Here is a 21935-nt window from a genome sequence, read left to right on the forward strand (position 1 = left end):
CCTCAGCCGGCACAAGCCGCCTGACCGACTGTCCACAACTTGCGGGCAACCCCAGGGAGGGGGAGGGGGACGAGGGGAGGGGGAGGAGGGGAGGGGTGGAGGGGGCGGGGTTAGGCGAAGGTGGCGCGGAAAGCGGACAGTGCTACGTCGCCTGCCTCGACTCCCTGGCCGCCGACCGCACCCGCCTCCATGCCGATCACTCCCGCATACCCGGCATCCCGGAGTGCCTTGGCAATGGCCGGGTAGTTGATCTCTCCCGTCCCGGGCTCGAACCGCCCGGGAACGTCCGCCACCTGGATCTCCCCGATGTGCGGCCCGGCCGCACGGACCAGTTCGATCAGGTTCCCTTCGCCGATCTGTGCGTGGTAGAGGTCCAGCATCATCTTCACGTTCGGATGGTCCACTGCCCGCACCAACGCAAGAGTGTCCTTTGCCCGGGCCAACGGGATGCCCGGATGGTCAAGGATGGTGTTGAGGTTCTCCAAGGCAAACGTGATGCCATGCTGTTCGCCCAGGGCGCCGAGCTTCTCCAGCGTGCGGAGCCCGGTCAGCCACATTTCTCCCGTGGACCGGTGGGTCGGCCGGACGGCACGCCCGCCTTCGCCGAGTTCGGCCGGGTGGACCACCATTCGTTCCACCCCCAGTTCCAATGCGGTGGGGATCAGCTTCTCTGCCGAGGCCAGCACTTCATGGGCATTTGAAGGATCGACGACGCTGCCGCCGAAGTAGCCGCTCATCGACGAGAACCGGGCTCCCGTCGCGGCGAGGGCGGAGATGTCCTGTCCGCGGGTGTCCCACAGTTCCACGTCGAAGCCGTGCTCGTGGATCCTCCGCACCCGGTCGATCAGGGGCAGTTCGCCGTAGACCATCTCCGCGCAGACCGCCAGACGGAAGCTCATGCGCCCTGCAATTCCACGGCACCTTCGGCGGTCCGCAGCTCTGCAATGTCGGAAATCTCCACAGGCAGGCCGGTTTCCGCTGACTTGAACGCGGCCAGCGCCACAGCCAAGGCGTTTCGCGCGTCCACACCACCCGGTGCTGCCACGGCGGCAGGCGCGGTGGCCGCCGTCGTACCTTCCGGTGCATAGCCCCGCCGGACGGCGACGTCGTGCACAAAGTGCGCAAGTTCGGCCGTGTACGCGTCATGGAACAGATCTATGTTCAACCGCGTCGTGTCAGAAGCGACGCCGGCAGCCGTGTAGCTGGTGGCATTCGTGGCCTGGGGCGAACCCGCCGTGACCATGCCGGCGGAGCCGAAGACCTCGCCGCGGACGTCGTAGCCATAGAGGGCGTTGAAATTGGCTTCCGCCACTGCGATTGCGCCGTTGCTGTAAGTGACGGTCACGACGGCGGTATCCAGCAGGCCGCCCGGCTTCGCCTCGGGTGCCACCAAGGCATCCGCAACCGCATGGACCTTCACGGGCACGGCGCCCGGGTTGAGCCAGTTGAGGGTGTCGAAGTCGTGGATCAGGGTCTCCAGGAAGATGGTGCCGGGTGCGATGCGTTCAGGGTTGCTGATGCCGGCCTCGGTCCCGGGGTCGCGCGTGAGCGAGCGAAGCAATTGCGGGGTCCCCACAGTGCCGCCGTCGATCAGCTTGCGGGCGGCCGCGAAGTCGCTGGAGTAGCGGCGGTTGAAGCCGAAACGGAGTACGACGCCGGCACTCGCCGCGGCGTCGATGGCGGCGTCGAGTTCATCCAGGGTGGCCCCGCCGGGCTTCTCGCAAAAAACGTCCTTGCCGGCGCGGGCGGCGGCCGTGATGAGGTCTGAGTGGAAGCGCATGGGCGCTGCAATGAGGACCGCATCAACGTCCGGATCCGCGAGGACATCCTGGACGTCGGTGCTGATCTTCCACACTCCCAGCCTGGAAGCGAGTTCCTGGACTGCGGGAAGCACGGGATCGGTAATTGCCTCAAGGTGTGCTGTTGGAATGCGCCTGGCAATGGACTCGGCGTGGAATTTGCCGATCCAACCAGCGCCGATCAAGGCAACGCGTACGGGCTGGTCTGCGGTGGCGGGGTGGTGGAGGTAGCTCAACGGGACTCCTGTGGGATAGCTTCTAGATCGTTCTAGTTCATCCATGGTGGCACTATGCCGATAGTTCTGTCTAGATCGTTCTAGTAGTCTTCTTGCTCCACCGTGATGCGCCTCGAAGGTATCCGCAGCGGGAAGCGTCCGGGCTCCGATGGTGGTGGTTAGAGGTAATCCTCGGCGTGCTTTTTCGCCAGTTCCATGAGCGTGGACTGGAACGCCACTTCTGCCGGGGCGTAGACCTTGTCTTGCCGCTGCGCGAGCAGGACGCGGCGCATGGGTGCGGCATCTCCCAGGGAGATGACCTTCACGTCGGGGTGTTGCAAGGCCACGGCGGTCCGGGGGACCATCGCCACTCCCATGCCGACGCTGACCATCGCCTGCGCCTCCTGGTAGTCGTTGGCGAGGAATCCAATGGACGGCTCAAAACCGGCGTCGTGCGCCGAGCGTTTGAGAACTTCCACGACGGGGTGGGCCTCGGCGCGGACAATCCAGGATTCCTTGCCTAACTCCTCCATGCGGACTTCATCCCGCTCGGCCAAGGGGTGATTGCGGGAGACGAGAAGGACCGTGCTCTCCCGGAAGACTTCGGTGACGCGGATCGCGTCGTCATGGAAGCGGTTCCAAGGGTAGTCCCACAGCAGGCACAATCCCGTGACGCCTGACTGAAGGTCGGAGACGAGCTCGTCGAAGCGCGCGCTCCGGACCGATAGCCCGATTGCCGGGTAGCGCTTCTTGAAGACCCGGATCACCAGGGGAAGGAAGGATCCGGCCAGAGTGGGAAAAGTCCCTACCACCAACGACCCGCGCTTGAGCCCGGCTATCTGGGCAAGGTCGGCTTGGGCGGCCAGCATCTGTTCCACGATCTTCCGGGCGTGACCGGCCAGGACCTGCCCCGCCTCCGTGGGGACGACGCCCCGGGAGCGGCGGTTGAGCAATGGCTGTCCGACTTCCTGCTCGAGCTTCCGGAGTTGCTGCGAGACCGCCGAGGGCGTGTACATCATCAATTCCGCCGCTGACGTGATGGAGCCCTGCTCAACCACTTCCACCAAGAGGGCCAGGCGCCGGATATCAAAAAGACTTTGGGAATCATCGTTAAGCAATGCTTTACCCCTCCTCAGGATTGGTTCATTCTATGCATTCACAGGGTTGATCCCGACACTTGGGCGCCAATTCTGACGGCAGAGCGGGGTTTAATGCGGACGTTCGGAGCTTTCCTGCCAGTGAATGAAGTGCTGCTACATCCCCATCAAGATTTCCAACATTGTCTTCATTTGTGATCTGGCTCATTCTCGAAATATCCCCTCAACACCTGGGGCGTCGAGAAGCAAGGAATAGACCATGAAGATCCAAGCAGAATGGATGCGCGGCGGCACCAGTAAGTGCTGGGTGTTTGAATCAGCACAGCTGGAGAAGACCCAAGCAAGCCCGGATGTCTTGCTTCCGCGCCTCTTCGGCAGTCCGGACCACCGCCAGATTGATGGCGTGGGCGGAGCTACCTCTACAACCAGCAAGGCGATGATCCTGCACAGGCCGCAAACGGGCGATGTAGATGTCGAGTTCACTTTTGCCCAGGTAGGCATCGAGGAAGCGGCGGTGGACTGGGGCAGCAACTGCGGCAACTGCTCGGCCGTGGTTGGCCTGTACGCGATTGAGAAAGGCTGGGTGGTTCCGCGCGGTGACGTCACCCGAATCGTCACCCGCAATACGAACACCGGGCAGATCATTATCCAACGTATAGCTACCCCGGATGCCGGCCTTCCTGCCGAGCCCCTGGCGGAAATGCCCGGAGTGCCGTTCCCCGGACACCAAGTGGGGCTGGGATTCTTGGATCCCGCAGGCAAGACCACCGGCCGCCTCCTCCCGTCCGGCGCGGCGACAGATGCCCTGACGGTGGGCGGCACCACGTGGAACGTCTCCATGGTGGATGCCGGCGCTCCGGTGGTCATCATCAGGGCCGAAGACCTTGGCCTGGATCCGGAGGCGTACGATTCCTGGTTCGGCGGCGTCGAACTGCTGCTGCAAACCCTGGAACGTATCCGCCGCCAAGCAGCCGTGCGCATGGGCCTGGCCGCAACGGCCGGCGAGGCGGCCAGGGCCATTCCCAAAGTCGCCATAGTTGCTCCGCCGTCATCCACTGATCAGGGGAGTGACGCCGGCATCATGATGCTGTCCATGGGTAAGCCCCACCCCGCCCTCGCGATCACGGGAAGCATTGGGCTCACGCTCGCCGCCAGGACTCCGGGCACCGTGATGCAGCGGTTCCTCGGAGATTTCGGATCGCCGACGCTACGGCTGCGCACTCCGGCCGGCGTCATCGAAACATGGAGCGAGGAACGGGACGGTTCCCTGCTCGTCGGCGTGGACCGGACGGCCCGCACCATTGCCTCCACCACCATCCATCTCCCCGAAACCCTCGATATCAAGGCACCCAAGGCAGGGGCTTCCCTTGCCGGCGCTACTCGATGACGAGGCCGCTGCTCAATGAAGAGAGAGCCATCATGACCACAAAGATTGCAGAAAAGACCACCCTAACCACCGCGTCGCAGGACCAAACTGCGCCACCCAAGCGTCGCCGTCGTATTCTTCTGGTGACGGCAGCCGTCATCGCCATTCTGGGCATGGCCGCCCTCCTGTTTGGGGGTGTCCCGGGCACCCCTTCGGCCGCCTCGGATACGGAGCCGACCATGACCATCACCCAGATCATTCCCTTGGTCATCCTCGTCGTGATGTTCGTCGTAGCCACCAAGTGGCCGCTCAACATCGGCGTCATGGGCCTGGTTGCCTCGTTCGGAGTGGGCTACTTCGTCCTTGGCATGACGGACAAGCAGATCCTGGAGGAATTTCCCGCCAGCATCGTCCTGACCATCATCGGTGTCACCTACTTCTTCAGCATGGCGCAACGCAACGGGTCCATCGACATCATTGTGCAGAGCTGTGTCCGCCTTGTCCGCGGCAAGACCATGATGCTTCCGTGGGTGTTCTTCCTGATGGCCGCTGCCCTGACGGCGCTGGGAACCTTCTCTCCCGCAGCGGTGGCACTCCTGGCACCTGCTGCCCTCGGCCTCGCTTACGAGTCCCGCCTCCACCCCGTCCTGATGGGGGCCTTCGTCATCAATGGTGCCCACGCCGGCGGTTTCTCGCCGCTGTCCGTGGCCGGCGTGCTGGTCCACGACATCGCGAACAAGAACGGTTTCCCCATCGACCAGGGTGCGCTCTTCCTGGCCAGCTTCGCCCTTAACTTCATCCTGTCCGCGCTGACGATCGTGCTGTTCGCGCTCCTCGGCAAGCTCCGGGACAAGCATTCCAACGAATACACCGCCCTGGACACTCCCCGCATCGGACGGCCCACGGGGCAGCAGTTCTTCACGCTGGCTCTGATCGTCGCCATCCTCGTTTGCACCTTGGGCTTCCATATGCCGATCGGGTTCGTGGCCCTGTCCGCAGGTCTGCTGCTGGCGTTCGTCAACATCAAGGAACACCAAACCTTCATCGGTGGCGTCTCGTGGTCCACCGTCCTGCTGGTCGCCGGCATGATCACCTACGTCTCCTTGCTCCAGCACGTCGGCGTGATCGATACGCTGGCCGAGATGGCCCTGGCTCTTGGAGCGCCCCTGCTGATTGCCCTGGTTCTTTGCTACGTCATTGGCGTCGGCTCGGCGTTCGCATCGTCCACCGCCCTGTTGACTGCATTCATCCCCATGGCAGGCCCGCTGCTGGCAACCAGTTCCCTCAGCGCGTCGGGCACGGTGGCGGCCCTTGCTATCGCTGCAACCGTTGTGGATGTATCGCCCTTCTCCACTGACGGAGCCCTGGTTGTGGCGAACGCCCGGGAAGCAGACCGCCAGCGCGTCTACCGCCAGTTGATGATGTACGCCGGCGGAGTTGTCCTCGCCGCTCCGGCCCTCGCTTGGGCGCTGCTGGTTCCCACGGGAATCATGTAGCAGCCACAGCTCGCCGGACCTCCGTCCGGCAGGTGCCAAGGGGACCTGCGTTCCCACGCAACAGGAAACCCGACGGTCGGGTGCAGGTCCATCACAGGCACAACACGAAGGCAAGGCGACCCCTGGTCGTCTTGCCTTCGTTTTGCCCTGCGACCGGCCCGGCGCTCCCTCCCTCTGCTCCCGGCCGGGAAACGAGGAATCCCGCCCCTCATGCACCGTCCGGAGGCAGCGCCAAAATATTGCTCCGAACCCAGCGTCACGATCCCGCGAAGGTGCACACATAACCAGTGCCCTAGTCGTTGAACCGCGTGCTGCGCCGTCGCCCTTTTCGGCCCATGCCGCGCGATCAACGCTGAGTTAGCAGTGAGGGATGTGGCGGGTTCTGGGGCCCGCCCGGGGCGCCGTCACTGCGTATAACCGGGCTAGTGCGGTCGGTCGTCTGAGTCGCGGCCGGCCGCACGTCTATCCTCGAACGCAGACCTGCGGGTTGAGCCATGGATCGTTCTATAGACTGGCTCTCCGAGCAGAGGAGGGCCATGACCGGCAAGCGGCCAACGTTGATGGACGTCGCGGAAGCGGCGGGTGTCTCCCGCGCCCTCGTATCCATCGTCATGCGGGACGCTCCCGGCGCATCCGAAGCCACGCGACGCAAAGTCCAGGAAGCAGCCCGGCTGCTGGGCTACCGCCCGGATAGCCGCGCCCGCCTCCTGCGGAGCAGTCGAACCAGGCTCCTGGGGGTGACGTTTTCAACCTCGCACGCCTTCCACGCCGAAATCGTGGACGCGGCGTACGCGGCAGCGGCACAGCGGGGCTACGAGCTTGCCCTGAGTGCCGTCACCCGCGACCGGACGGAAACCCACGCTGTTGAGGCGCTTGTGGACTTGGGCTGCGAAGCCTTAATCATGATCTCGCCCACCCTGGATGAACAGGAACTTGCCCGTTTCGCCGCGCGGCTTCCCGTGGTCAGCCTCCTCCGTGACGACGTCGGGGAGTCCCTCGACTCAGTCAGCAGTGACGACCGCGAGGGCATCCGCATCGCCCTGGGGCACCTCACCTCGCTGGGCCACACGCGAATCGCCCACGTCGACGGCGGCAGCATGGTGAGCGGTCCGCAGCGCCGGGAGGCCTACCTTGCCGAAATGGCCGGGCTGGGCCTGGAGCCAAGGGTGATTCCGGGCGGTCCCACCGAAGAGGACGGGATACGGGCCGGACGCGAACTGCAGGACAATCCGCCCACCGCCGTGGTCGCCTTCAATGACCGCTGCGCACTGGGGATCCTGGAGAGCCTCCGCGCATCCGGACTCCGCGTTCCACAGGATGTTTCCGTGCTGGGCTATGACGACAGCCAGTTCGCCCGTTTGAGCTACATCCGGTTGTCCTCGGTCAGCCAGGACGCGCCGCTCCTGGCGAGTGCCGCCGTCGACTGTGCCATCCAGCGCTTGGAAAGCACGACGCCGGCCGCCCACCTTGTCCGGATCCCTCACCTGGTGGTTCGTGGCACCACCGGGCCGGTGCCAAAAAATAATTTATAAGTGCCCTTAGTATGCGCCCGGGGTGGTGGGTGGCTTAGGCTGTGAAGATGCCAAAGCGATCCAATCCGGCGGTGCGAATCGCCCAGAAAACTGCCCATAATGCGGTGTTCGACGCCGAAGGCAACACCAAGCCCGGCGTGCACAACGTGCTGCTGAAAGCCGTCGAAGTGCAACGGCCCCTGGTCCTGGCCAACCTGCGGCGGATGCAGCGCCGGCACCCGAACGCCACGCCAGCGCAGCTTGCCGCGAAACTGGAGCGCGACTACCTGACCGCCGTCTCCGGCGGGGGAGCAGGCGTAGGTGCCATCGCCGTCGTACCGGGTCTGGGAACCGCGGCGTCGCTGGGACTTTCGGCGCTCGCAACGGTCGGATTCCTGGAGACCACGGCGCTGTACGCGTCCTCGCTGGCTGAATTGCACGGTATCCGGCTGACCGATCCGGAACGCGCCCGGACCATGGTCATGGCCATCATGCTGGGCGAAGAAGGCACGTCGCTGCTGGGCGCGTTGAGCGGCCAGTCCCTCGGCCGGAGCAAGGGCGTGACCAATGCATGGGGGACCACGCTGACCAAGAAGATCCCCGGCAGCGGTTTCGGCGTGATCCGGGACGCCATCCAGCGAGCGTTCCTCAAGAACCTCATCAAGCGGCAAGGTACTGCCTTCCTGGGCAGGGCCCTACCGTTCGGCGTCGGCGCGGTGGTGGGCGGTGCCGGCAACCTCATGATGGGACGGGCGGTAGTCGCAACGGCCAAGGAAGCTTTCGGTGCCTTGCCGGACACGATCCCCGGAGAACTGCTGGCCAACCCCGAGGCGCGCGTCCTGGAAAACGCTCCTGCCCTGGAAAACGCTCCGGTCATGGAAGGAGGCGCTCGTGGACCTCAACGCTGACGTCGGACAGTCATTCGGAGCTTGGTCGATGGGCGATGATGCTTCCATGCTCCGGCTCGTCAGCAGCGCCAATGTGGCCTGCGGCTTCCACGCCGGAGATCCAATCACCATGTTGGACAGTTGCCGCGCGGCCTTCGACCTTGATGTCCGGGTCGGAGCGCATGTTGGCTACCCGGACTTGGCCGGGTTCGGCGGTCGTGCGCTGGACATGAGCTTCGATGAACTGTTCGGCGACGTGCTCTACCAGTTGGGTGCCCTGGACGGAGTGGCCCATGCCGTGGGCGCTACCGTTGACTATGTCAGGCCGCACGGCGCCCTCTATGACCGGCTGGTCCGGGACACAGAGCAAGCCGAGGCCGTGGTTGCTGCCGTTCATGCCTACGACCCCGGATTGCCGGTCCTTGGGCTGCCGGGCTCGGCGTGGCTGACCCTGGCGGAAGAAGCCGGACACCCCGTGTTCCGCGAAGCGTTCGTTGACCGCGCTTACAACCCGGACGGAAGTTTGGTGCCTCGTTCGCAGGAGGGCGCCGTCCTGCAGAACTCCGACGATGCAGTGGCGCAGGCCGTCCGGCTCGCCACCCGCGGGGAAGTCGTCGCCCACGACGGAACGGTCTTGGCGGTCGAGGCTGATTCGCTATGGATTCACGGCGATACGCCCGAAGCCTTGGAGATGGCCGCGGCAGTCCGCAAAGGCCTGGAACGGGCAGGTGTGGAGATCCAAGCGTTCGCCTAAACTGTGGTTCCCGGTTCAAAGGAGGCCCGAGTGAGCGCGATTGTGATGGACGCCGGCACGCAGGGTTTGGTGGTGCCCCCGGACCGGGCGCTGGACCGGGCCTCGTTGCAGCTGGCCAACGCGTTGCTGGGCAATGCCGCCGAGGCGCCGGGACTTGAAATCCTTGTGGGCGGCCTGCGCCTGCGGTTCGTTACCGGCTCGGCCATCGCAGTTTCGGGTGCTGAGGGCATGGTCAGGCTCAACGGCTCGGAACTGCCCCAAAACAAGGCCCTCAGGGTGGCTCCGGGCGCGGTGGTGGAGTTCGGCAGGGCTCACTTCGGAATCCGATACTACCTCGCGGTCCAAGGCGGCATCGTGCCGCAGCCCGATGTGCTCCGTACCGGGCGGACGTTGGCTTTCGGCCGGCCGCACGGCCAAGGTTTTCCCGCCGTGGGACTGCCCGCGCGGCGGGCCCTGGACTCTGAACGCCCCGTAGTTGCCAGGGTTGCCCCCGGCCCGGATGCACAGGATTACGACGCCGGCACCTGGCTTCGGCTGACAAAGGAACCGTGGATACTCTCGCCGGAGTCGGACCGGGTTGGGGCACGGCTGGCCGGCCGGCCACTTTCCGGCGCCACGCCCGGCGACCATCAACCCGGCCCGCCCCGCTCCCGACAGTTGGTGACAGGCTCGGTCCTCCTGCCGCCGTCGGGCCTTCCGGTGATCGCCCTCGCCGACCACCCGGCCACGAGCGCCTCCCCGGTCATAGCCACGGTGCGTGACGAGGACCTCGACGCCCTCGGCCAAGCGCGGCCGGGGCAGATGGTGCACCTGCTGGGCTGAGAAAGCGGCGCCCGGATTTTCTCACCGGGGGCCATTCTGAGAAAATTTGCTGTCCCCGCAGGCGCTAGCCGAACAACAGGTGCGCCACCGTGAAGATCAGCAGGCCGGCCAGAGCTCCCACCACGGTGCCGTTGATCCGGATGTACTGAAGGTCCTTGCCCACCTGGAGCTCGATCTTCTGCGAGGTTTCCTCGGCATCCCAACGGGCCACAGTGTCCGAGATGACCCCGGCGATGTCCGAGCGGTACGTGTTCACCAGGTATCCGGCGGCGTCACCGATCCACGCGTTCACCTTGCCCGCCAGTTCGTCGTCATTGACCAGCCGCGAACCGAAGTCGCGGACGGCGCCCTTGAAGCGCTGGCTGAGTTCACTGTCCGGATCATCGACGGCGGTGAGCAAGGCGGTCTTCACCGTTCCCCAGGTGCGGGAAGCAAGTTCGCGGACCTCGGGATCGCCGAGGATCTGTGCCTTGATGGCCTCGGCACGTTCGATCATGACCCGATCATGCTGCAGGTCCTGCGCCAGGTCGGTGAGGTAGGAGTCGATGGACTGGCGGACCTGGTGGTTGGGGTCGTTCTGCACGGCGCGGACGAACTTCAAGAGCTCCACATAGACCTTGTCTCCTACCATCCCATCCACGAACGTGGGCACCCAGACCGGCGAGCGGTCCGAGACCAAGCGGTTCACCGTGTTGTGGTTGGCGTCCACCCAGTCGGCGGCACGGTCCACCAGGAGGTCCACCAGTTTGTGGTGGTGTCCGTCTGCGAAGATCCGTTCAGCCATCCGGCCCACGGGTGGTCCCCACGGCGGCGTCAGCAGGTGCTTGCGTACCAGTCCTTCGATGACGGCTTGGACGTCGTCGTCGTTGAGGACGGTGAAGGCGCCGCGGATCATGGCGCCGCCTTCCTTGGCCACGCGCTCCGCGCCGCCCGGGGCGGAAAGCCATGTTCCGGCCTTGCGGGCGATGTCGATGCTGACCAGCTTGCCCTGCACCACCTCCTGCGAGAGGAAGTTGCTTTCCACGAAGTCGCTGAGGGACTCACCGATCTGGTCCTTGCGGCGGGGAATGATGGCCGTGTGCGGAATCTTCAGCCCCATCGGATACCTGAACAGGGCCGTCACCGCGAACCAGTCAGCCAGTGCTCCCACCATGCCGCCCTCGGCCGCCGCACGCACGTACTCAAGCCACGGGTACTGCTTCTGCAGGGCAAAAGCGAACAGGAAGATCACGGCCATGACGATCAGCAGGGACAGCGCCAGCCGCTTCATCCGGCGCAGCGCGGCAGCCTTTTCCAGGTCGCCGGCGGAAAGCCCGACGACGGCGGAGCGCGCCTTGCTTCGCCGGGCACCTTGCGTTTGGGTTGGCTGTGGCTGGTTGGTGACGTCTTCGGCGGGGATTTGTTCAGAGTTCACCTGCATTAGCCCAGACTAGCCCGGTGCGTGCAGCACTGTAGGTTACGGTGTCTGCATGAGCAGCGAATCCTTCGCCCCTGCGCGCCCCAAGGTCTATGCACATCGAGGGGCCAGCGCTACTTACGCCGAGCACACCAGGGCCGCGTATTTGAAAGCGATCGCCGACGGCGCCGACGGGGTTGAGTGCGATGTCCACCTCACCCGCGACCAGCATGTGGTGCTGCTCCACGACGCCACCCTGGACCGCACCTCCACAGGAACGGGACCCGTCTCGGAGCGGACGCTGGAAGAGCTCCGTTCCCTTGACTTCTCCTCGTGGAAAGGTGCAAGGATCCCGGATGCTTACGGTGGCATCGCCGAGCAATTCCTGACGTTGCCCGAACTGCTGGGCATCCTCAGGGAAGCGGGACGCGAAATCGGCCTGGCCATTGAGCTGAAACACCCCAGTCCCTACCAACTCAAGCTCGAGGACCGTGTGCTGGAACTTCTCGCCGGGGAAGGCTGGACAGCGGACGATTCCCGGCTGGACAACATCCACATCTCCTTCATGAGCTTTGATACGGACTCCATACAGCGCTTGTTGGAAACGGTCCCCCCGGAGCATGTGTGCCAACTGGTGGACAACTTCACGGTTCAAGAGATCCGTGAAGGGCTGGGATTGGGCCCGATCACCGCCGGAGCCGTGGCCAATGTCATGCGTGCCACCCAAGAGGAAGCTGAACGCGTCCTGAATGAGGGCGAGGTGGGCATAGCCGGTCCGGGAATCGACTACGTTCGCGAACATGCGCTCAACGTCCAGCGTTGGATGGAAGCCGGTCGCATCTTCCGGGTGTGGACCGTGGATTCAGAAAACGACGTAGCCCTGTGCCAAGGGCTCGGCATCCACGAGATCACCACTAACAATCCGGCCCGGGTTCTTGCCCAGCTCAGCGTCCCCAGTACGTAGCCGCAGCAGAGAAATTTTTGGCGGGCGTGCCAAGCGTTGTGATTGAGTGGTCTCATGTCGCATCGAAGGATACCCAAGGCAATACATACGCTCTCGGCCATGGGTATGAGCGGTCTCCTGCTGGCCAGTGCCGTGAAGCACTTCCGGGACCCTGCCTTCTATGCTCCCGTGGTTCCCGACTACCTTTGCCGCGAGGATGAGCCTGCAGCCGGACCACGTGGGCCCTTAGCTGTTATGTCCCGCGAGGAATGGATCGCTTCCTCCGGCCTGCTCGAAGCAGCAGCCGCCGTCGGACTCCTGATCCCTGCCACCCGCAAAGTGGCCGCCGACGCCACCACAGCCATGTTGGTCGCATTCCTTGCCGGGCATATTGACGCGCTGCGCAGGGCCTACGGTCCGCGCGGAACGCAGAAGCAGCGACGGGTGCATACTCTGCGCCTGCCACTGCAGGTGCCGCTCATCGTGTGGTCCTGGAGCCTGCGGAAATGAGGCTGAGGGACTCGCCCGCCTTCAAGATCGCGGTCTCGCTCAGTTTTGCCACGGGGCTGTACGGCATATCCTTCGGGGCTTTGTCCGTGGCTTCGGGGTTTGATTTCTGGCAAACCATGGCACTGAGCCTGTTGCTGTTCAGTGGCGGTTCGCAGTTTGCCTTCATTGGCGTGGTGGCCGGCGGCGGCTCAGGAGTCGCAGCGATGACAGCGAGTGCGCTGCTCGGCCTGCGAAACGGAATCTATGGCATGCAAATGAATGCGATGCTGCGCCCGGGCGGGTGGAAACGTTACGCCGCGGCCCATCTCACCATTGATGAATCGACCGCGACGGCGTCGGGACAGTCGGATGCAGATGAACAACGCCGCGGGTTCTGGACTGCCGGAATCGGAATATTCATTCTTTGGAATATCTTCACGGCCATAGGAGCCTTGGCCGGTGACGCCATGGGGGACCCCAAGCAGTGGGGCCTTGATGGTGCCGCGGTGGCTGCTTTCCTTGCCCTGCTGTGGCCGCGGCTGAAAGGCCGGGAGCCGTGGGCCATCGCCGCCGCCTGCGCCTTGGCTACCGTCCTGGCCGTTCCCTTCGTTCCTTCGGGTGTGCCCATCCTCGTAGCAGCGGTGGTGGCGGGCGTTATCGGCTGGTTCAGCCATGCCCGGATCGATGAAGGGTTGGAGCCGGACATCGATCCGTACGCCGCGGAGCACGGACACCGCGTTGGTGAGCATGGCGCCCACCATGAAGGAGGTACAAAATGAACCTCTGGGTGTGGATACTCATCGCTTGCGGACTGGCGTACCTGACCAAGCTGGTGGGCTACTTCGTTCCCGCCAAGCTGCTGCAAAGCCCGCGAATCATGCACATCGCCGGCACTATGACCATTGGCCTGCTGGCATCCCTCACCGTGGTCAATGCGGTGGCTTCCGGGCAAGGCCTGGTGCTCGATGCCCGCATCGGCGCTCTGGTGGCTGCCGCCGTCGCCCTCTGGCTCCGCGCGCCGTTCCTGGTGGTGGTGATTTCCGGTGCGGGGGCTGCCGCCCTGCTGCGGCTTCTCGGCTGGGGTTGACCGGGGGCGGGATGATGGCCGGGCCGGATTGATGATGGCCGGGCCGGAATCGTGCGGTTAGCCCCGCCCGCTGAACGAGAAGCCCGGAATGTCCGATTGCTCCGGAAGCGGCCTCGGCAGGCGTTCGGTCCGGATGGCGTCTTCCGCCAAGGCCACGGGGCGCTTCCATGCTTCGGAGCCGGGTTCCATGGTGTCCACGGCGCCGATGAGCATCGCCACCAGCCGGACCATGTCCTCAATAGTGATGTCCCGGCGAAGGGAGCCCTGGCCCTGGCCGCGCTCCAGCAAGGTGGCCATGGCTTCGATGAGCCCCTGCGTAATGCCGAGCAGGAGCCCGCGGCGGCCGGCGACGGCGCTGAGCAGGTTCGCTTCGTCGCTGGCAACCCGCATCAGCGCATCAATCAGGTTGAAAAGGCCTTCGGCGGCGTCCATGCCGTCCAAGCCGGCTTGGGCTACGGGGTCGACGTGCTGGCGCAGCTCCCTGGAAAGGGCGGACAACACCAGTTGTTCCTTGTCGGAGAAATTGCGGAACAGCGTGGCCGGACCAACCCCCGCGGTGGCGGCAATGGTCTGCAGGGGAACGTCGGGACCTTGTTCGCGGAAACATTGACGCGCCGCAGTGATGATCTTGTCCACATTGCGTGCCGCGTCAGCCCTGAGGGGCTTGCGTTCTGAGGGCTGTTCCATGCTGCCCAGACTAGCAACGCGGCACTGATCCCCAGTGGTTACGCGGGAGTAGGCCGTCAATATGACAAACCGGCACATGAAACACTGGTTTTATGTTGCTTGCATTCTCAGTCGCCCCTTCGGGCCAGCCCGCATCCGCCCCCGCCGGTGAGCCCTCGGCAGACGCATCGGTCCACGACGCCGTCGCGGCCGCCGTCAAGATCGTCCGTGAATCCGGATTGCCCAACCAGACCGATTCCATGTTCACCACCATCGAGGGTGAGTGGGACGAGGTCTTCGACGTGGTCAAACGCGCCACGGAGGCAGTGGGCCGCTTCGGCAGCCGGGTCTCCCTGGTCATCAAGGCGGACATCCGCCCCGGCTACGAGGGCGAACTGACCGGCAAGGTGGAGCGCTTGGAACAGGCCATTTCCAACGCGGAGTAGCACCTTCCGTCCCTGTGCGCCGGGTGCCAGACTGGGGCAATGATTGAACACGTAACCGAGCCCGGATGGGAAGACGTGGAGCGGTACCTGACCGACGTCGTCGTGCATCCCGGCCCGGCTCATCAGCGCGCCCTGAAGTCGGCAACCGAAGCCGGCATGCCGGCCATCGAGGTGGCACCGAATGCCGGGAAGCTGCTCAAGATGCTGGTGCAGCTTTCCGGTGCGCGGCGGGTTCTGGAGATCGGTACGCTGGCCGGCTTCAGCAGCATGTGGATGGCGCAGGGACTTCCCGACGACGGGCGGTTGGTGACGTGCGAATACCTTCAGAAGCATGCCGATGTTGCGCGGGCCAACCTCGACGCCGCGGGACTGGGCCACAAGGTGGATATCCGGGTGGGGCCGGCCCTGGATACGCTTCCGACGCTCGTGTCGGAGGAATCGTTCGACTTCGTGTTCATTGATGCGGACAAGGAGAACGATTCCAACTACCTCGATTGGGCCATCCGCCTGGGCCACCCGGGCACAGTAATTGTGATCGACAACGTCATCTGGGACGGCGCCATCCTTGATCCCCAGCGCGACGTGGTGAACGCTCCGGGGATTGTGGCGGTACTGGAGAAGCTCGGTCAGGATCCCCGGATTGACGCTACCGCTATCCAAACGGTGGGTACCAAGGGCTGGGACGGCTTTGCCATCGCAGGGATCCTTTGAGGGTTTTCACGGCCCGGACGCTGAATGGCGCGGACTATTCGCCCGGTTCGAAGTCGACCGGCGCGTCCTCCAGGAGGCTTGGCGGTTTGGGCACTCGGGCTATCAGCAAGCCCACTACCGTCAACCACGCGACGACCACGGAGAACACTTCTGCCCACATCGTCGCTTCCACTTCCATGAAGTGATCTTATGGCCGATCCCGCCTAAATGGTAAGCAGCCTTAGCAATCGATGCAGCGTTCAGCTGTCGGGTGATGTCAGCTACTAGTCTTGAAGCATGACTGAGGCGGTGCGGAACTAGTGGCCAGGGGAAATAAATCCGGCAAATCCGGAAAGGAGCCGAAGTCGGCCCGCTTCGGGCGTTCGACGGCGGCAGTCATCGAAGTGCCTGAGGGCACCCGGCCTGACGGTCCGGTTGCCGGCGTCTATTACATCGATACCGGGGACTGTGAACTGCTGCCGGATCCTGACAATTCAAACGGCTGGCTCCTGAAGATCAACGGGGTGCTGAGTTCGCACATAGACCTCGCTGATCCCTTGTTCCTGGACTTTGAGTACATGCGCTGGATTGCGGCGCTGGTGGAGTCCCGCTGGCCCCGTGAATCCAGGCCCAAGTTGCGTGCCCTGCACCTGGGCGGCGGAGCGTGCTCCATGGCGCGCTACTTCAACGCGGCCTACCCTGAAGCCCGGCAAGTGGTGGTGGAGCTCGACGGAAAACTGGCTGAGTATGTGCGGGGCTGGTTCGATCTGCCCAAGGCGCCGCTCCTGCGGATCCGCGTGGGCGAAGCCCGGCAGGTGACTGAGTCGCTCACCCCTGACACGCGGGACCTGATCATCCGCGATGTGTTCGCCGGGGCCTTCACGCCCCGGGCCCTCACCACGCGGGAATTCAACGCCCACGCTGACGCGGTGCTGGCCCCTGACGGCCTGTATGTGGTGAATTCGGGAGATGCGCCCGACCTCAAGAACGCCCGGGCCGACGCAGCCACGATTGCGGATATCTTCGAGCACACGCTGATCATCGCCGACCCGCCCATGCTCAAGGGCCGGCGCTACGGCAACATGATCATGGCAGGCAGCCACGTCCCTTTCGGCGACGATCCCACACTGGCCCGCAAGCTCTTGGGCGGTGCAGTCCCCGCGCACATTTGGAACGACGCCCAAGTCCGCGCCTTCGCGGCCGGGACCCCCGTCCGGCACGACCCCACCCCCGAACCCGAGCCCACCCCCTGACTCCCCGCGAGATGGCAGTTAATGGCAATGTTTCCTCGAATTATTGCCATTAACTGTCATCTCGGCGGCCGGTAGAACGGCCGAGCAGTTCTTCGCGCCGGTTTGCTGTCTCGGCCTTGAGGGCACGCACGACGGCGGCCACCGCGGGGCGGCGCATGGAGTCCGGCCGCAGGACCATCCAGTAGGGGAGCAGCTCGGCAAAGTCTTCGGGCAGCAGCCGGACCAGGTCGGCATGGCGATCGGCCATGAAGCACGGCAGGAATCCGACCCCCGCCCCGGCGCGTGTGGCTTCCACATGGACGAACACGTTGGTGGAACTCAGGCCGTCACGCATCGCCGGGACCAGCCTGCGGGGAGCGTCGAGGTCATCCACTTGCAGCATTGAATCCACGAAGTACACCAGCTGGTGCTGGGTCAGCTCTTCGACGCTGGCGGGTGTTCCATGGCTGGCCAGGTACGCCCGCGACGCGTACATCCCCAAGCGGTAATCGCCAAGCCTGGTCGCTTCAGCCCGGTGCACCTGCGGCGTTCCCACCACCACTTCGATGTCCAGGCCGGATCGCTGCTGCAGTGCCCGCCGGGTCACGGTAACGATCTCCACGCTCAGCCCGGGGTGCTCCTCGCGCAGACGCGCCACCGCAGGTGCCGCGATGTAGGCGCTGAAGCCGTCGGTTGCGGTCATGCGTACGACGCCGGCAATGGGGTCGGGTGCGCGGTCGTCGGGTCCCAGCGCACTGACGGCGGATTCGATCCGCTCGGCCACCTGGACGGCCTCGGCTCCGAGTTCCGTGACCTCCCAACCGCCGGCGGCCCGTGCAAGGACACGGCCGCCGAGCGCCTTTTCCAGCGCCGCTATCCTGCGCGAGACCGTGGTGTGGTTCAGTCCCAAGGCCTGGGCCGCCGTCGTGAACTTTCCCGAACGCGAGACGGCCAGGAGGATGAGCAGATCGTCCGGGTTTGGATTCATATCTGCAATTTTGCACATAGCAAGTGCCTCTTTGGTCATTGAGGCGCGCCGAATGTGCAGCAATACTCAGTGGAGCATTTCGTGTTGTGGATCACAGCGCGAACCAAGATAGGGCACTGTCAAAGAGGACACTGAGGAGATGGATATGAGCGTAGAGCAACGCTCCACATCAACGGCCGGGAACAACGGCAAAGGATCCGGGCTGAAGAAGATCGTGGCCGCGTCCATGGTGGGCACGGTGGTGGAATGGTACGAGTTCTTCCTGTACGCCACAGCGGCCACCCTGGTTTTCGGCAAGTACTTCTTTCCCAGCACCGGCAACGAGCTTGACGGCATCATCCAGGCCTTCATCACCTACGCCGTGGGCTTCGTGGCCCGGCCCCTGGGCGGGATTATCTTTGGGCAGATCGGCGACAAACTCGGCCGCAAGCCCACGCTGCAGCTGACAATCGTGATCGTCGGCGTCTCCACGTTCCTCATGGGCTGCCTCCCCGGTTTCATGGACATCGGCTACTGGGCCCCCGCCATGCTGGTGGCGCTGCGCTTCATCCAGGGCTTCGCGCTCGGCGGCGAATGGGGTGGCGCCGTGCTGCTGGTCGCCGAACACAGCCCCAACAAGTCACGCGCCTTCTGGTCCTCATGGCCCCAAGCCGCAGTCCCCGTGGGGAACCTCCTGGCAACGCTGGTCCTCTTCATCATGTCCACCACCCTTAGCAGCGAGGCGTTCCTGGGCTGGGGTTGGCGCGTAGCGTTCTGGCTCTCCGCCGTGATCGTGTTCGTTGGCTACTACATCCGCACCCACGTCAGCGAGGCACCCATCTTCCTCGAAGCCAAGGCGCAGGTGGAGGAATCCAAGGCCATCAGCTACGGCGTAGGTGAAGTCATCCGCAAGTACCCGAAGGGCATCCTGCAGGCCATGGGACTGCGTTTTGCGGAGAACATCATGTACTACCTCGTGGTGAGCTTCGCGATCGTCTACCTCAAGAGCGTCCACAAGTACGACACTTCATCGCTCCTGCTGGCCCTGCTGATCGCCCACGTCATCCACTTCCTGGTCATCCCGCAGGTCGGGCGGCTCGTGGACTCCTGGGGACGCAAGCCCGTGTACCTCGTGGGTGCCGTCACCGGAGCAGTATGGCCGTTCTTCGCCTTCCCCATGTTCGACACCAAGAATGCCGTGATCATCGTGCTCGCCGTGACAATCGGCCTGTGCCTGCACGCCTTCATGTACGCGGGGCAGCCGGCCATCATGTCCGAACTCTTCCCCACCCGCATGCGGTACTCCGGTGTTTCCCTCGGCTCGCAGGTGACGTCCATCTTCGCCGGCTCGCTGGCACCGCTGCTGGCAACCCAGTGGCTCAAGGACACCGGCTCCTGGCTGCCCACCGCCATCTACCTGGTGGTCGCCTGCGCGATCACCGCCGTCGCCGTCGTGTCCTTGAAGGAAACCAAGGGCATCGCACTTCAGGACGTGGACGCAGCGGACGCCGAGCGCCACGGACTGGCCACCGCTACTTCGAAGGGCTGATCTGATGGACAACACCTTGAATGGCCGCAAGGCTCTGGTGACTGGAGGCGCGAGCGGAATCGGGTCCGCCTGTGCGCGGGCGCTCGCCGCCCGCGGGGCCAAAGTAGTAGTGGCCGACGTCGACGCCTCCGGAGCAGGGAAACTCGCCGACGAGCTGGGCGGCACGGCGTGGGAAATAGACCTGCTCGACACCGGCGCGCTCGCCGCGCTCAGCATCGACTGCGACATCCTGGTCAACAACGCCGGGATCCAGAAGATTGCGCCTATCGAAGAGTTCGACCCCGCAGAGTTCCGGCGAATTGTGGCCTTGATGCTGGAAGCGCCGTTCCTGCTGATCCGCGCAGCCCTGCCGCACATGTACGCCAACGGTTTCGGGCGGATCATCAACATCTCCTCGGTCCACGGGCTGCGGGCCTCGGCGTACAAGAGCGCCTACGTCTCGGCCAAGCACGGGCTCGAAGGGCTCAGCAAGGTCACTGCCCTGGAGGGCGGGGAGCGCGGGGTGACGTCCAACTGCATCAACCCCGGCTACGTCCGGACGCCCCTCGTGGAGCGGCAGATCGCCGACCAGGCGAGGCTCCACGGCATCCCCGAAGCCGAGGTGCTCGCCAAGGTGATGCTGACGGAGTCCGCGGTGAAACGGCTGGTGGAGCCTTCCGAGGTGGCGTCGCTGGCGGCCTGGCTGGCCTCCGACGACGCCGGAATGGTCACCGGCGCGAGCTACACCATGGACGGCGGCTGGTCAGCGAGGTAATCCCCGCACCCCCGCCCTTCACGCCCCGCGAGGTGACAGTTAATGCCAATGTTCGACGCGAACATTGGCATTAACTGTCACCTCGGCGCGGGGAAGATGGGATCACACAGTCTCGTCGACCAACTCGGCCCGGCGGAGGCCACCACCGCGGACCCATAGCTTGTAGGCCACAAACAAAAGGCCCAGCCAGGTGGCGCCCACGTAGAGGGCAACGCGCGTGTCTTCGAAAACGCCCAGGATCACGATCACCATGGCCATGAAAGCGATGGTCAGGATTGAGGCGACCGGCCACAACGGGGAACCGAATTCCGACGCCGGCAGGCTCTTCCGCTTGATCTCACGCTTCATGGCCACGTGTGATGCCAGGATCATCACCCACACCCACACGGTGGCGAACGTGGCGATGGAAGCGATCACCACGAACACGTCCTCGGGAATCATGGCGTTCAGGACGACGCCCACCAGCAGGATGCCACCCATCATCACCACGGTCATCCAGGGAACACCATGCCGGGAAATCTTGCCGAAGCTCTTGGGTGCGTGGCCCTGCTGGGCCAGGCCGAAGAGGATGCGCCCGGCGCCGAAGATGTCGCTGTTGATGGCGGACAATGCTGCCGTGATCACCACGGCGTTGAGGATATGGGGTGCAGCCGGAATGCCAAGTCCGTCGAAGATCTGGACGAAGGGGCTGCCGCTGCTGCCGATCTCGTTCCACGGGAAGATGCTCATCAGCACTCCGAGTGTGAGGACGTAGAAGAGCAGCACGCGGACGGGAACGGTGTTCACTGCCTTCGGGATGACCTTCTTGGGGTCGGCGGCCTCGCCCGCGGTAATGCCGATCGTTTCGATCCCGCCGAAGGCAAACATCACGACGGCGAACGCGGCCAGGAGGCCCTCGAAACCGTTCGGGAACAAACCGCCGTGCTCCACCAGGTTCCCCAACCCTGGTGCCACGCCTCCGCCGTCGTTCCCTGACTGGAAGCCGAAGGCGATGATGGCTGCGCCGCCAACGATCATGGCGATAATCGCCACAACCTTGATGAGCGAGAACCAGAACTCGAGCTCACCGAAGACCTTCACGCTCAACAGGTTAAGGGCACCGAGGAAGAGAATGATCGCCAGGATCCAGATCCAGCGATCCACCTGCGGGAACCAGAAGCCCATATAGATGCTGAAGGCCGTGACGTCGGCAATGGCAACTATCGCCATCTCGAAGACGTATGTCCATCCCGTCACGAAGCCTGCGAACGGTCCGAGGTACCGGCTGGCGTACTGGCCGAAGGAACCGGAGACCGGGTGCCGGACGGCCATTTCACCCAGGGCCCGCATCACCATGAACACCGCGGCACCGCCGATGATGTAGGCGAGGAGCACGGCGGGTCCGGCTTTTTGGATGGCCGAGGCCGAACCGTAGAAGAGCCCGGTGCCGATGGCTGATCCGAGTGCCATGAAGCGGATATGGCGGACGTTGAGGCCACGGCTGAGTGCCGAACCTGCAGCTTGGAGGGCAGGGGTCTCCACAGCCAGCTTGGTCTGTTGCATGGTAAAACCTTCTCGTCTTTGGGAGGGGATCGCTATCCAGCAGATCACTTTTGGCCCGCTTGTGATCGGATTCACGGCGGTTTGCTGTCTTCGATCGCAGACACTTGGGTAAATGCGCACATAGTCTGGTATCCCGGACGCGTCCCGGTCCCCAATGCTGGCCACGATGCCCGGAAGGGGAGCATCCTTAAGTACGGGATACCGGACAAGCAGGAACTTTCGCCTCC

23 protein-coding genes are annotated in these 21935 nt (G+C 64.3%); 15 read left to right on the forward strand and 8 right to left on the reverse strand.

Annotated elements, in window-relative coordinates; all coding sequences use genetic code 11:
- Positions 1-110 precede the first annotated feature (110 nt).
- The 3 genes from OCL88_RS15470 to OCL88_RS15480 all read right to left on the reverse strand — a co-directional run bounded on the left by OCL88_RS15470 (position 111) and on the right by OCL88_RS15480 (position 3132).
- Positions 111-899, reverse strand: coding sequence for a TIM barrel protein (locus tag OCL88_RS15470; RefSeq protein ID WP_264963062.1), 789 nt, complete (start codon positions 897-899; stop codon positions 111-113).
- The gene (locus OCL88_RS15475) at positions 896-2035 is read right to left on the reverse strand and encodes a Gfo/Idh/MocA family oxidoreductase (RefSeq protein WP_264963092.1); all 1140 of its coding nucleotides are present in this window, start codon (positions 2033-2035) and stop codon (positions 896-898) included. The genes OCL88_RS15470 and OCL88_RS15475 overlap by 4 nt, the downstream gene beginning before the upstream one ends.
- Positions 2036-2193: 158 nt before the next feature.
- Positions 2194-3132 (reverse strand): LysR family transcriptional regulator, encoded by a 939-nt coding sequence (locus OCL88_RS15480; RefSeq protein ID WP_264963063.1) that lies wholly within the window; start codon positions 3130-3132, stop codon positions 2194-2196.
- 238 nt (positions 3133-3370) lie between these two features.
- Between OCL88_RS15480 and OCL88_RS15485 the strand changes: the two genes are divergently transcribed.
- The 6 genes from OCL88_RS15485 (at position 3371) to OCL88_RS15510 (ending at position 9947) form a co-directional block, all read left to right on the forward strand.
- Entirely contained in the window at positions 3371-4498 is a 1128-nt protein-coding gene (locus tag OCL88_RS15485) for a PrpF domain-containing protein (RefSeq protein ID WP_264963064.1), read from the forward strand.
- Between the two features lie 32 nt (positions 4499-4530).
- Complete coding sequence (locus tag OCL88_RS15490) at positions 4531-5973, forward strand: SLC13 family permease (protein ID WP_264963065.1); 1443 nt, start codon at positions 4531-4533, stop codon at positions 5971-5973.
- Between the two features lie 494 nt (positions 5974-6467).
- A complete protein-coding gene (locus OCL88_RS15495) occupies positions 6468-7505 on the forward strand; it encodes a LacI family DNA-binding transcriptional regulator (protein ID WP_264963066.1) in 1038 nt (345 codons plus the stop codon).
- A gap of 47 nt (positions 7506-7552) precedes the next feature.
- Positions 7553-8392, forward strand: coding sequence for a hypothetical protein (locus OCL88_RS15500; RefSeq protein ID WP_264963067.1), 840 nt, complete (start codon positions 7553-7555; stop codon positions 8390-8392).
- Entirely contained in the window at positions 8376-9125 is a 750-nt protein-coding gene (locus OCL88_RS15505; protein WP_264963068.1) for a LamB/YcsF family protein, read from the forward strand. The genes OCL88_RS15500 and OCL88_RS15505 overlap by 17 nt, the downstream gene beginning before the upstream one ends.
- 30 nt (positions 9126-9155) lie before the next feature.
- The gene (locus OCL88_RS15510; protein ID WP_264963069.1) at positions 9156-9947 is read left to right on the forward strand and encodes a biotin-dependent carboxyltransferase family protein; all 792 of its coding nucleotides are present in this window, start codon (positions 9156-9158) and stop codon (positions 9945-9947) included.
- 64 nt (positions 9948-10011) lie between these two features.
- On the opposite strand, the gene OCL88_RS15515 is transcribed toward OCL88_RS15510, so the two are convergent.
- A complete protein-coding gene (locus tag OCL88_RS15515; RefSeq protein WP_264963070.1) occupies positions 10012-11367 on the reverse strand; it encodes a DUF445 domain-containing protein in 1356 nt (451 codons plus the stop codon).
- 49 nt (positions 11368-11416) lie between these two features.
- On the opposite strand from OCL88_RS15515, the gene OCL88_RS15520 reads away from it, so the two are divergent.
- The 4 genes from OCL88_RS15520 (at position 11417) to OCL88_RS15535 (ending at position 13862) form a co-directional block, all read left to right on the forward strand.
- On the forward strand, positions 11417-12307 hold the full coding sequence (locus OCL88_RS15520; protein WP_264963071.1) for a glycerophosphodiester phosphodiesterase: 891 nt from the start codon (positions 11417-11419) through the stop codon (positions 12305-12307).
- 105 nt (positions 12308-12412) lie between these two features.
- Positions 12413-12796 (forward strand): hypothetical protein, encoded by a 384-nt coding sequence (locus OCL88_RS15525; RefSeq protein WP_410868431.1) that lies wholly within the window; start codon positions 12413-12415, stop codon positions 12794-12796.
- The gene (locus OCL88_RS15530; protein ID WP_264963073.1) at positions 12793-13554 is read left to right on the forward strand and encodes an AzlC family ABC transporter permease; all 762 of its coding nucleotides are present in this window, start codon (positions 12793-12795) and stop codon (positions 13552-13554) included. Before OCL88_RS15525 ends, OCL88_RS15530 begins: the two co-directional genes overlap by 4 nt.
- On the forward strand, positions 13551-13862 hold the full coding sequence (locus OCL88_RS15535) for an AzlD domain-containing protein (protein ID WP_021471158.1): 312 nt from the start codon (positions 13551-13553) through the stop codon (positions 13860-13862). The genes OCL88_RS15530 and OCL88_RS15535 overlap by 4 nt, the downstream gene beginning before the upstream one ends.
- Positions 13863-13919: 57 nt before the next feature.
- Here the strand turns inward: OCL88_RS15535 and OCL88_RS15540 are convergent, their stop codons facing one another.
- Complete coding sequence (locus tag OCL88_RS15540) at positions 13920-14549, reverse strand: TetR/AcrR family transcriptional regulator (RefSeq protein WP_021471157.1); 630 nt, start codon at positions 14547-14549, stop codon at positions 13920-13922.
- 92 nt (positions 14550-14641) lie between these two features.
- Here OCL88_RS15540 and OCL88_RS15545 point away from each other — a divergent pair, with 92 nt between their 5' ends.
- Entirely contained in the window at positions 14642-14974 is a 333-nt protein-coding gene (locus OCL88_RS15545) for an MTH1187 family thiamine-binding protein (RefSeq protein WP_021471156.1), read from the forward strand.
- Between the two features lie 39 nt (positions 14975-15013).
- Positions 15014-15685: an O-methyltransferase gene (locus OCL88_RS15550; protein ID WP_264963074.1), complete on the forward strand. Its 672-nt coding sequence runs from the start codon at positions 15014-15016 to the stop codon at positions 15683-15685.
- A 34-nt stretch (positions 15686-15719) separates the two neighbouring features.
- Here the strand turns inward: OCL88_RS15550 and OCL88_RS15555 are convergent, their stop codons facing one another.
- Positions 15720-15863, reverse strand: coding sequence for a hypothetical protein (locus tag OCL88_RS15555; RefSeq protein WP_264963075.1), 144 nt, complete (start codon positions 15861-15863; stop codon positions 15720-15722).
- Positions 15864-16068: 205 nt separating this feature from the next.
- Here OCL88_RS15555 and OCL88_RS15560 point away from each other — a divergent pair, with 205 nt between their 5' ends.
- Positions 16069-16917, forward strand: coding sequence for a spermidine synthase (locus OCL88_RS15560; protein WP_264963093.1), 849 nt, complete (start codon positions 16069-16071; stop codon positions 16915-16917).
- A gap of 49 nt (positions 16918-16966) precedes the next feature.
- Here OCL88_RS15560 and OCL88_RS15565 read toward each other — a convergent pair whose 3' ends face one another.
- Positions 16967-17884 (reverse strand): LysR family transcriptional regulator, encoded by a 918-nt coding sequence (locus OCL88_RS15565; RefSeq protein WP_264963076.1) that lies wholly within the window; start codon positions 17882-17884, stop codon positions 16967-16969.
- 145 nt (positions 17885-18029) lie between these two features.
- On the opposite strand from OCL88_RS15565, the gene OCL88_RS15570 reads away from it, so the two are divergent.
- A complete protein-coding gene (locus OCL88_RS15570; RefSeq protein WP_264963077.1) occupies positions 18030-19412 on the forward strand; it encodes an MFS transporter in 1383 nt (460 codons plus the stop codon).
- A gap of 4 nt (positions 19413-19416) precedes the next feature.
- Positions 19417-20166 carry a 3-hydroxybutyrate dehydrogenase gene (locus OCL88_RS15575; RefSeq protein ID WP_264963078.1) on the forward strand — a complete coding sequence of 250 codons (750 nt, stop codon included), beginning with the start codon at positions 19417-19419 and terminating at the stop codon, positions 20164-20166.
- A 102-nt stretch (positions 20167-20268) separates the two neighbouring features.
- Here the strand turns inward: OCL88_RS15575 and OCL88_RS15580 are convergent, their stop codons facing one another.
- Positions 20269-21708 (reverse strand): amino acid permease, encoded by a 1440-nt coding sequence (locus tag OCL88_RS15580; RefSeq protein WP_264963079.1) that lies wholly within the window; start codon positions 21706-21708, stop codon positions 20269-20271.
- Between the last annotated feature and the right edge of the window lie 227 nt (positions 21709-21935).

The sequence above is a fragment of the Paenarthrobacter sp. PAE-2 genome (assembly GCF_026013155.1).
GTDB lineage: Bacteria > Actinomycetota > Actinomycetes > Actinomycetales > Micrococcaceae > Arthrobacter > Arthrobacter ureafaciens.

Excerpts from the sequence above, each read along its gene's own strand:
- OCL88_RS15470 (WP_264963062.1), bottom strand. The coding sequence starts at position 899 with ATGAGCTTCCGTCTGGCGGTCTGCGCGGAGATGGTCTACGGCGAACTG.
- OCL88_RS15485 (WP_264963064.1), top strand. The coding sequence starts at position 3,371 with ATGAAGATCCAAGCAGAATGGATGCGCGGCGGCACCAGTAAGTGCTGG.
- OCL88_RS15490 (WP_264963065.1), top strand. The coding sequence starts at position 4,531 with ATGACCACAAAGATTGCAGAAAAGACCACCCTAACCACCGCGTCGCAG.
- OCL88_RS15495 (WP_264963066.1), top strand. The coding sequence starts at position 6,468 with ATGGATCGTTCTATAGACTGGCTCTCCGAGCAGAGGAGGGCCATGACC.
- OCL88_RS15500 (WP_264963067.1), top strand. The coding sequence starts at position 7,553 with ATGCCAAAGCGATCCAATCCGGCGGTGCGAATCGCCCAGAAAACTGCC.
- OCL88_RS15515 (WP_264963070.1), bottom strand. The coding sequence starts at position 11,367 with ATGCAGGTGAACTCTGAACAAATCCCCGCCGAAGACGTCACCAACCAG.
- OCL88_RS15520 (WP_264963071.1), top strand. The coding sequence starts at position 11,417 with ATGAGCAGCGAATCCTTCGCCCCTGCGCGCCCCAAGGTCTATGCACAT.
- OCL88_RS15525 (WP_410868431.1), top strand. The coding sequence starts at position 12,413 with ATGAGCGGTCTCCTGCTGGCCAGTGCCGTGAAGCACTTCCGGGACCCT.
- OCL88_RS15530 (WP_264963073.1), top strand. The coding sequence starts at position 12,793 with ATGAGGCTGAGGGACTCGCCCGCCTTCAAGATCGCGGTCTCGCTCAGT.
- OCL88_RS15535 (WP_021471158.1), top strand. The coding sequence starts at position 13,551 with ATGAACCTCTGGGTGTGGATACTCATCGCTTGCGGACTGGCGTACCTG.
- OCL88_RS15540 (WP_021471157.1), bottom strand. The coding sequence starts at position 14,549 with ATGGAACAGCCCTCAGAACGCAAGCCCCTCAGGGCTGACGCGGCACGC.
- OCL88_RS15545 (WP_021471156.1), top strand. The coding sequence starts at position 14,642 with ATGTTGCTTGCATTCTCAGTCGCCCCTTCGGGCCAGCCCGCATCCGCC.
- OCL88_RS15550 (WP_264963074.1), top strand. The coding sequence starts at position 15,014 with ATGATTGAACACGTAACCGAGCCCGGATGGGAAGACGTGGAGCGGTAC.
- OCL88_RS15555 (WP_264963075.1), bottom strand. The coding sequence starts at position 15,863 with ATGGAAGTGGAAGCGACGATGTGGGCAGAAGTGTTCTCCGTGGTCGTC.
- OCL88_RS15565 (WP_264963076.1), bottom strand. The coding sequence starts at position 17,884 with ATGAATCCAAACCCGGACGATCTGCTCATCCTCCTGGCCGTCTCGCGT.
- OCL88_RS15570 (WP_264963077.1), top strand. The coding sequence starts at position 18,030 with ATGAGCGTAGAGCAACGCTCCACATCAACGGCCGGGAACAACGGCAAA.
- OCL88_RS15575 (WP_264963078.1), top strand. The coding sequence starts at position 19,417 with ATGGACAACACCTTGAATGGCCGCAAGGCTCTGGTGACTGGAGGCGCG.
- OCL88_RS15580 (WP_264963079.1), bottom strand. The coding sequence starts at position 21,708 with ATGCAACAGACCAAGCTGGCTGTGGAGACCCCTGCCCTCCAAGCTGCA.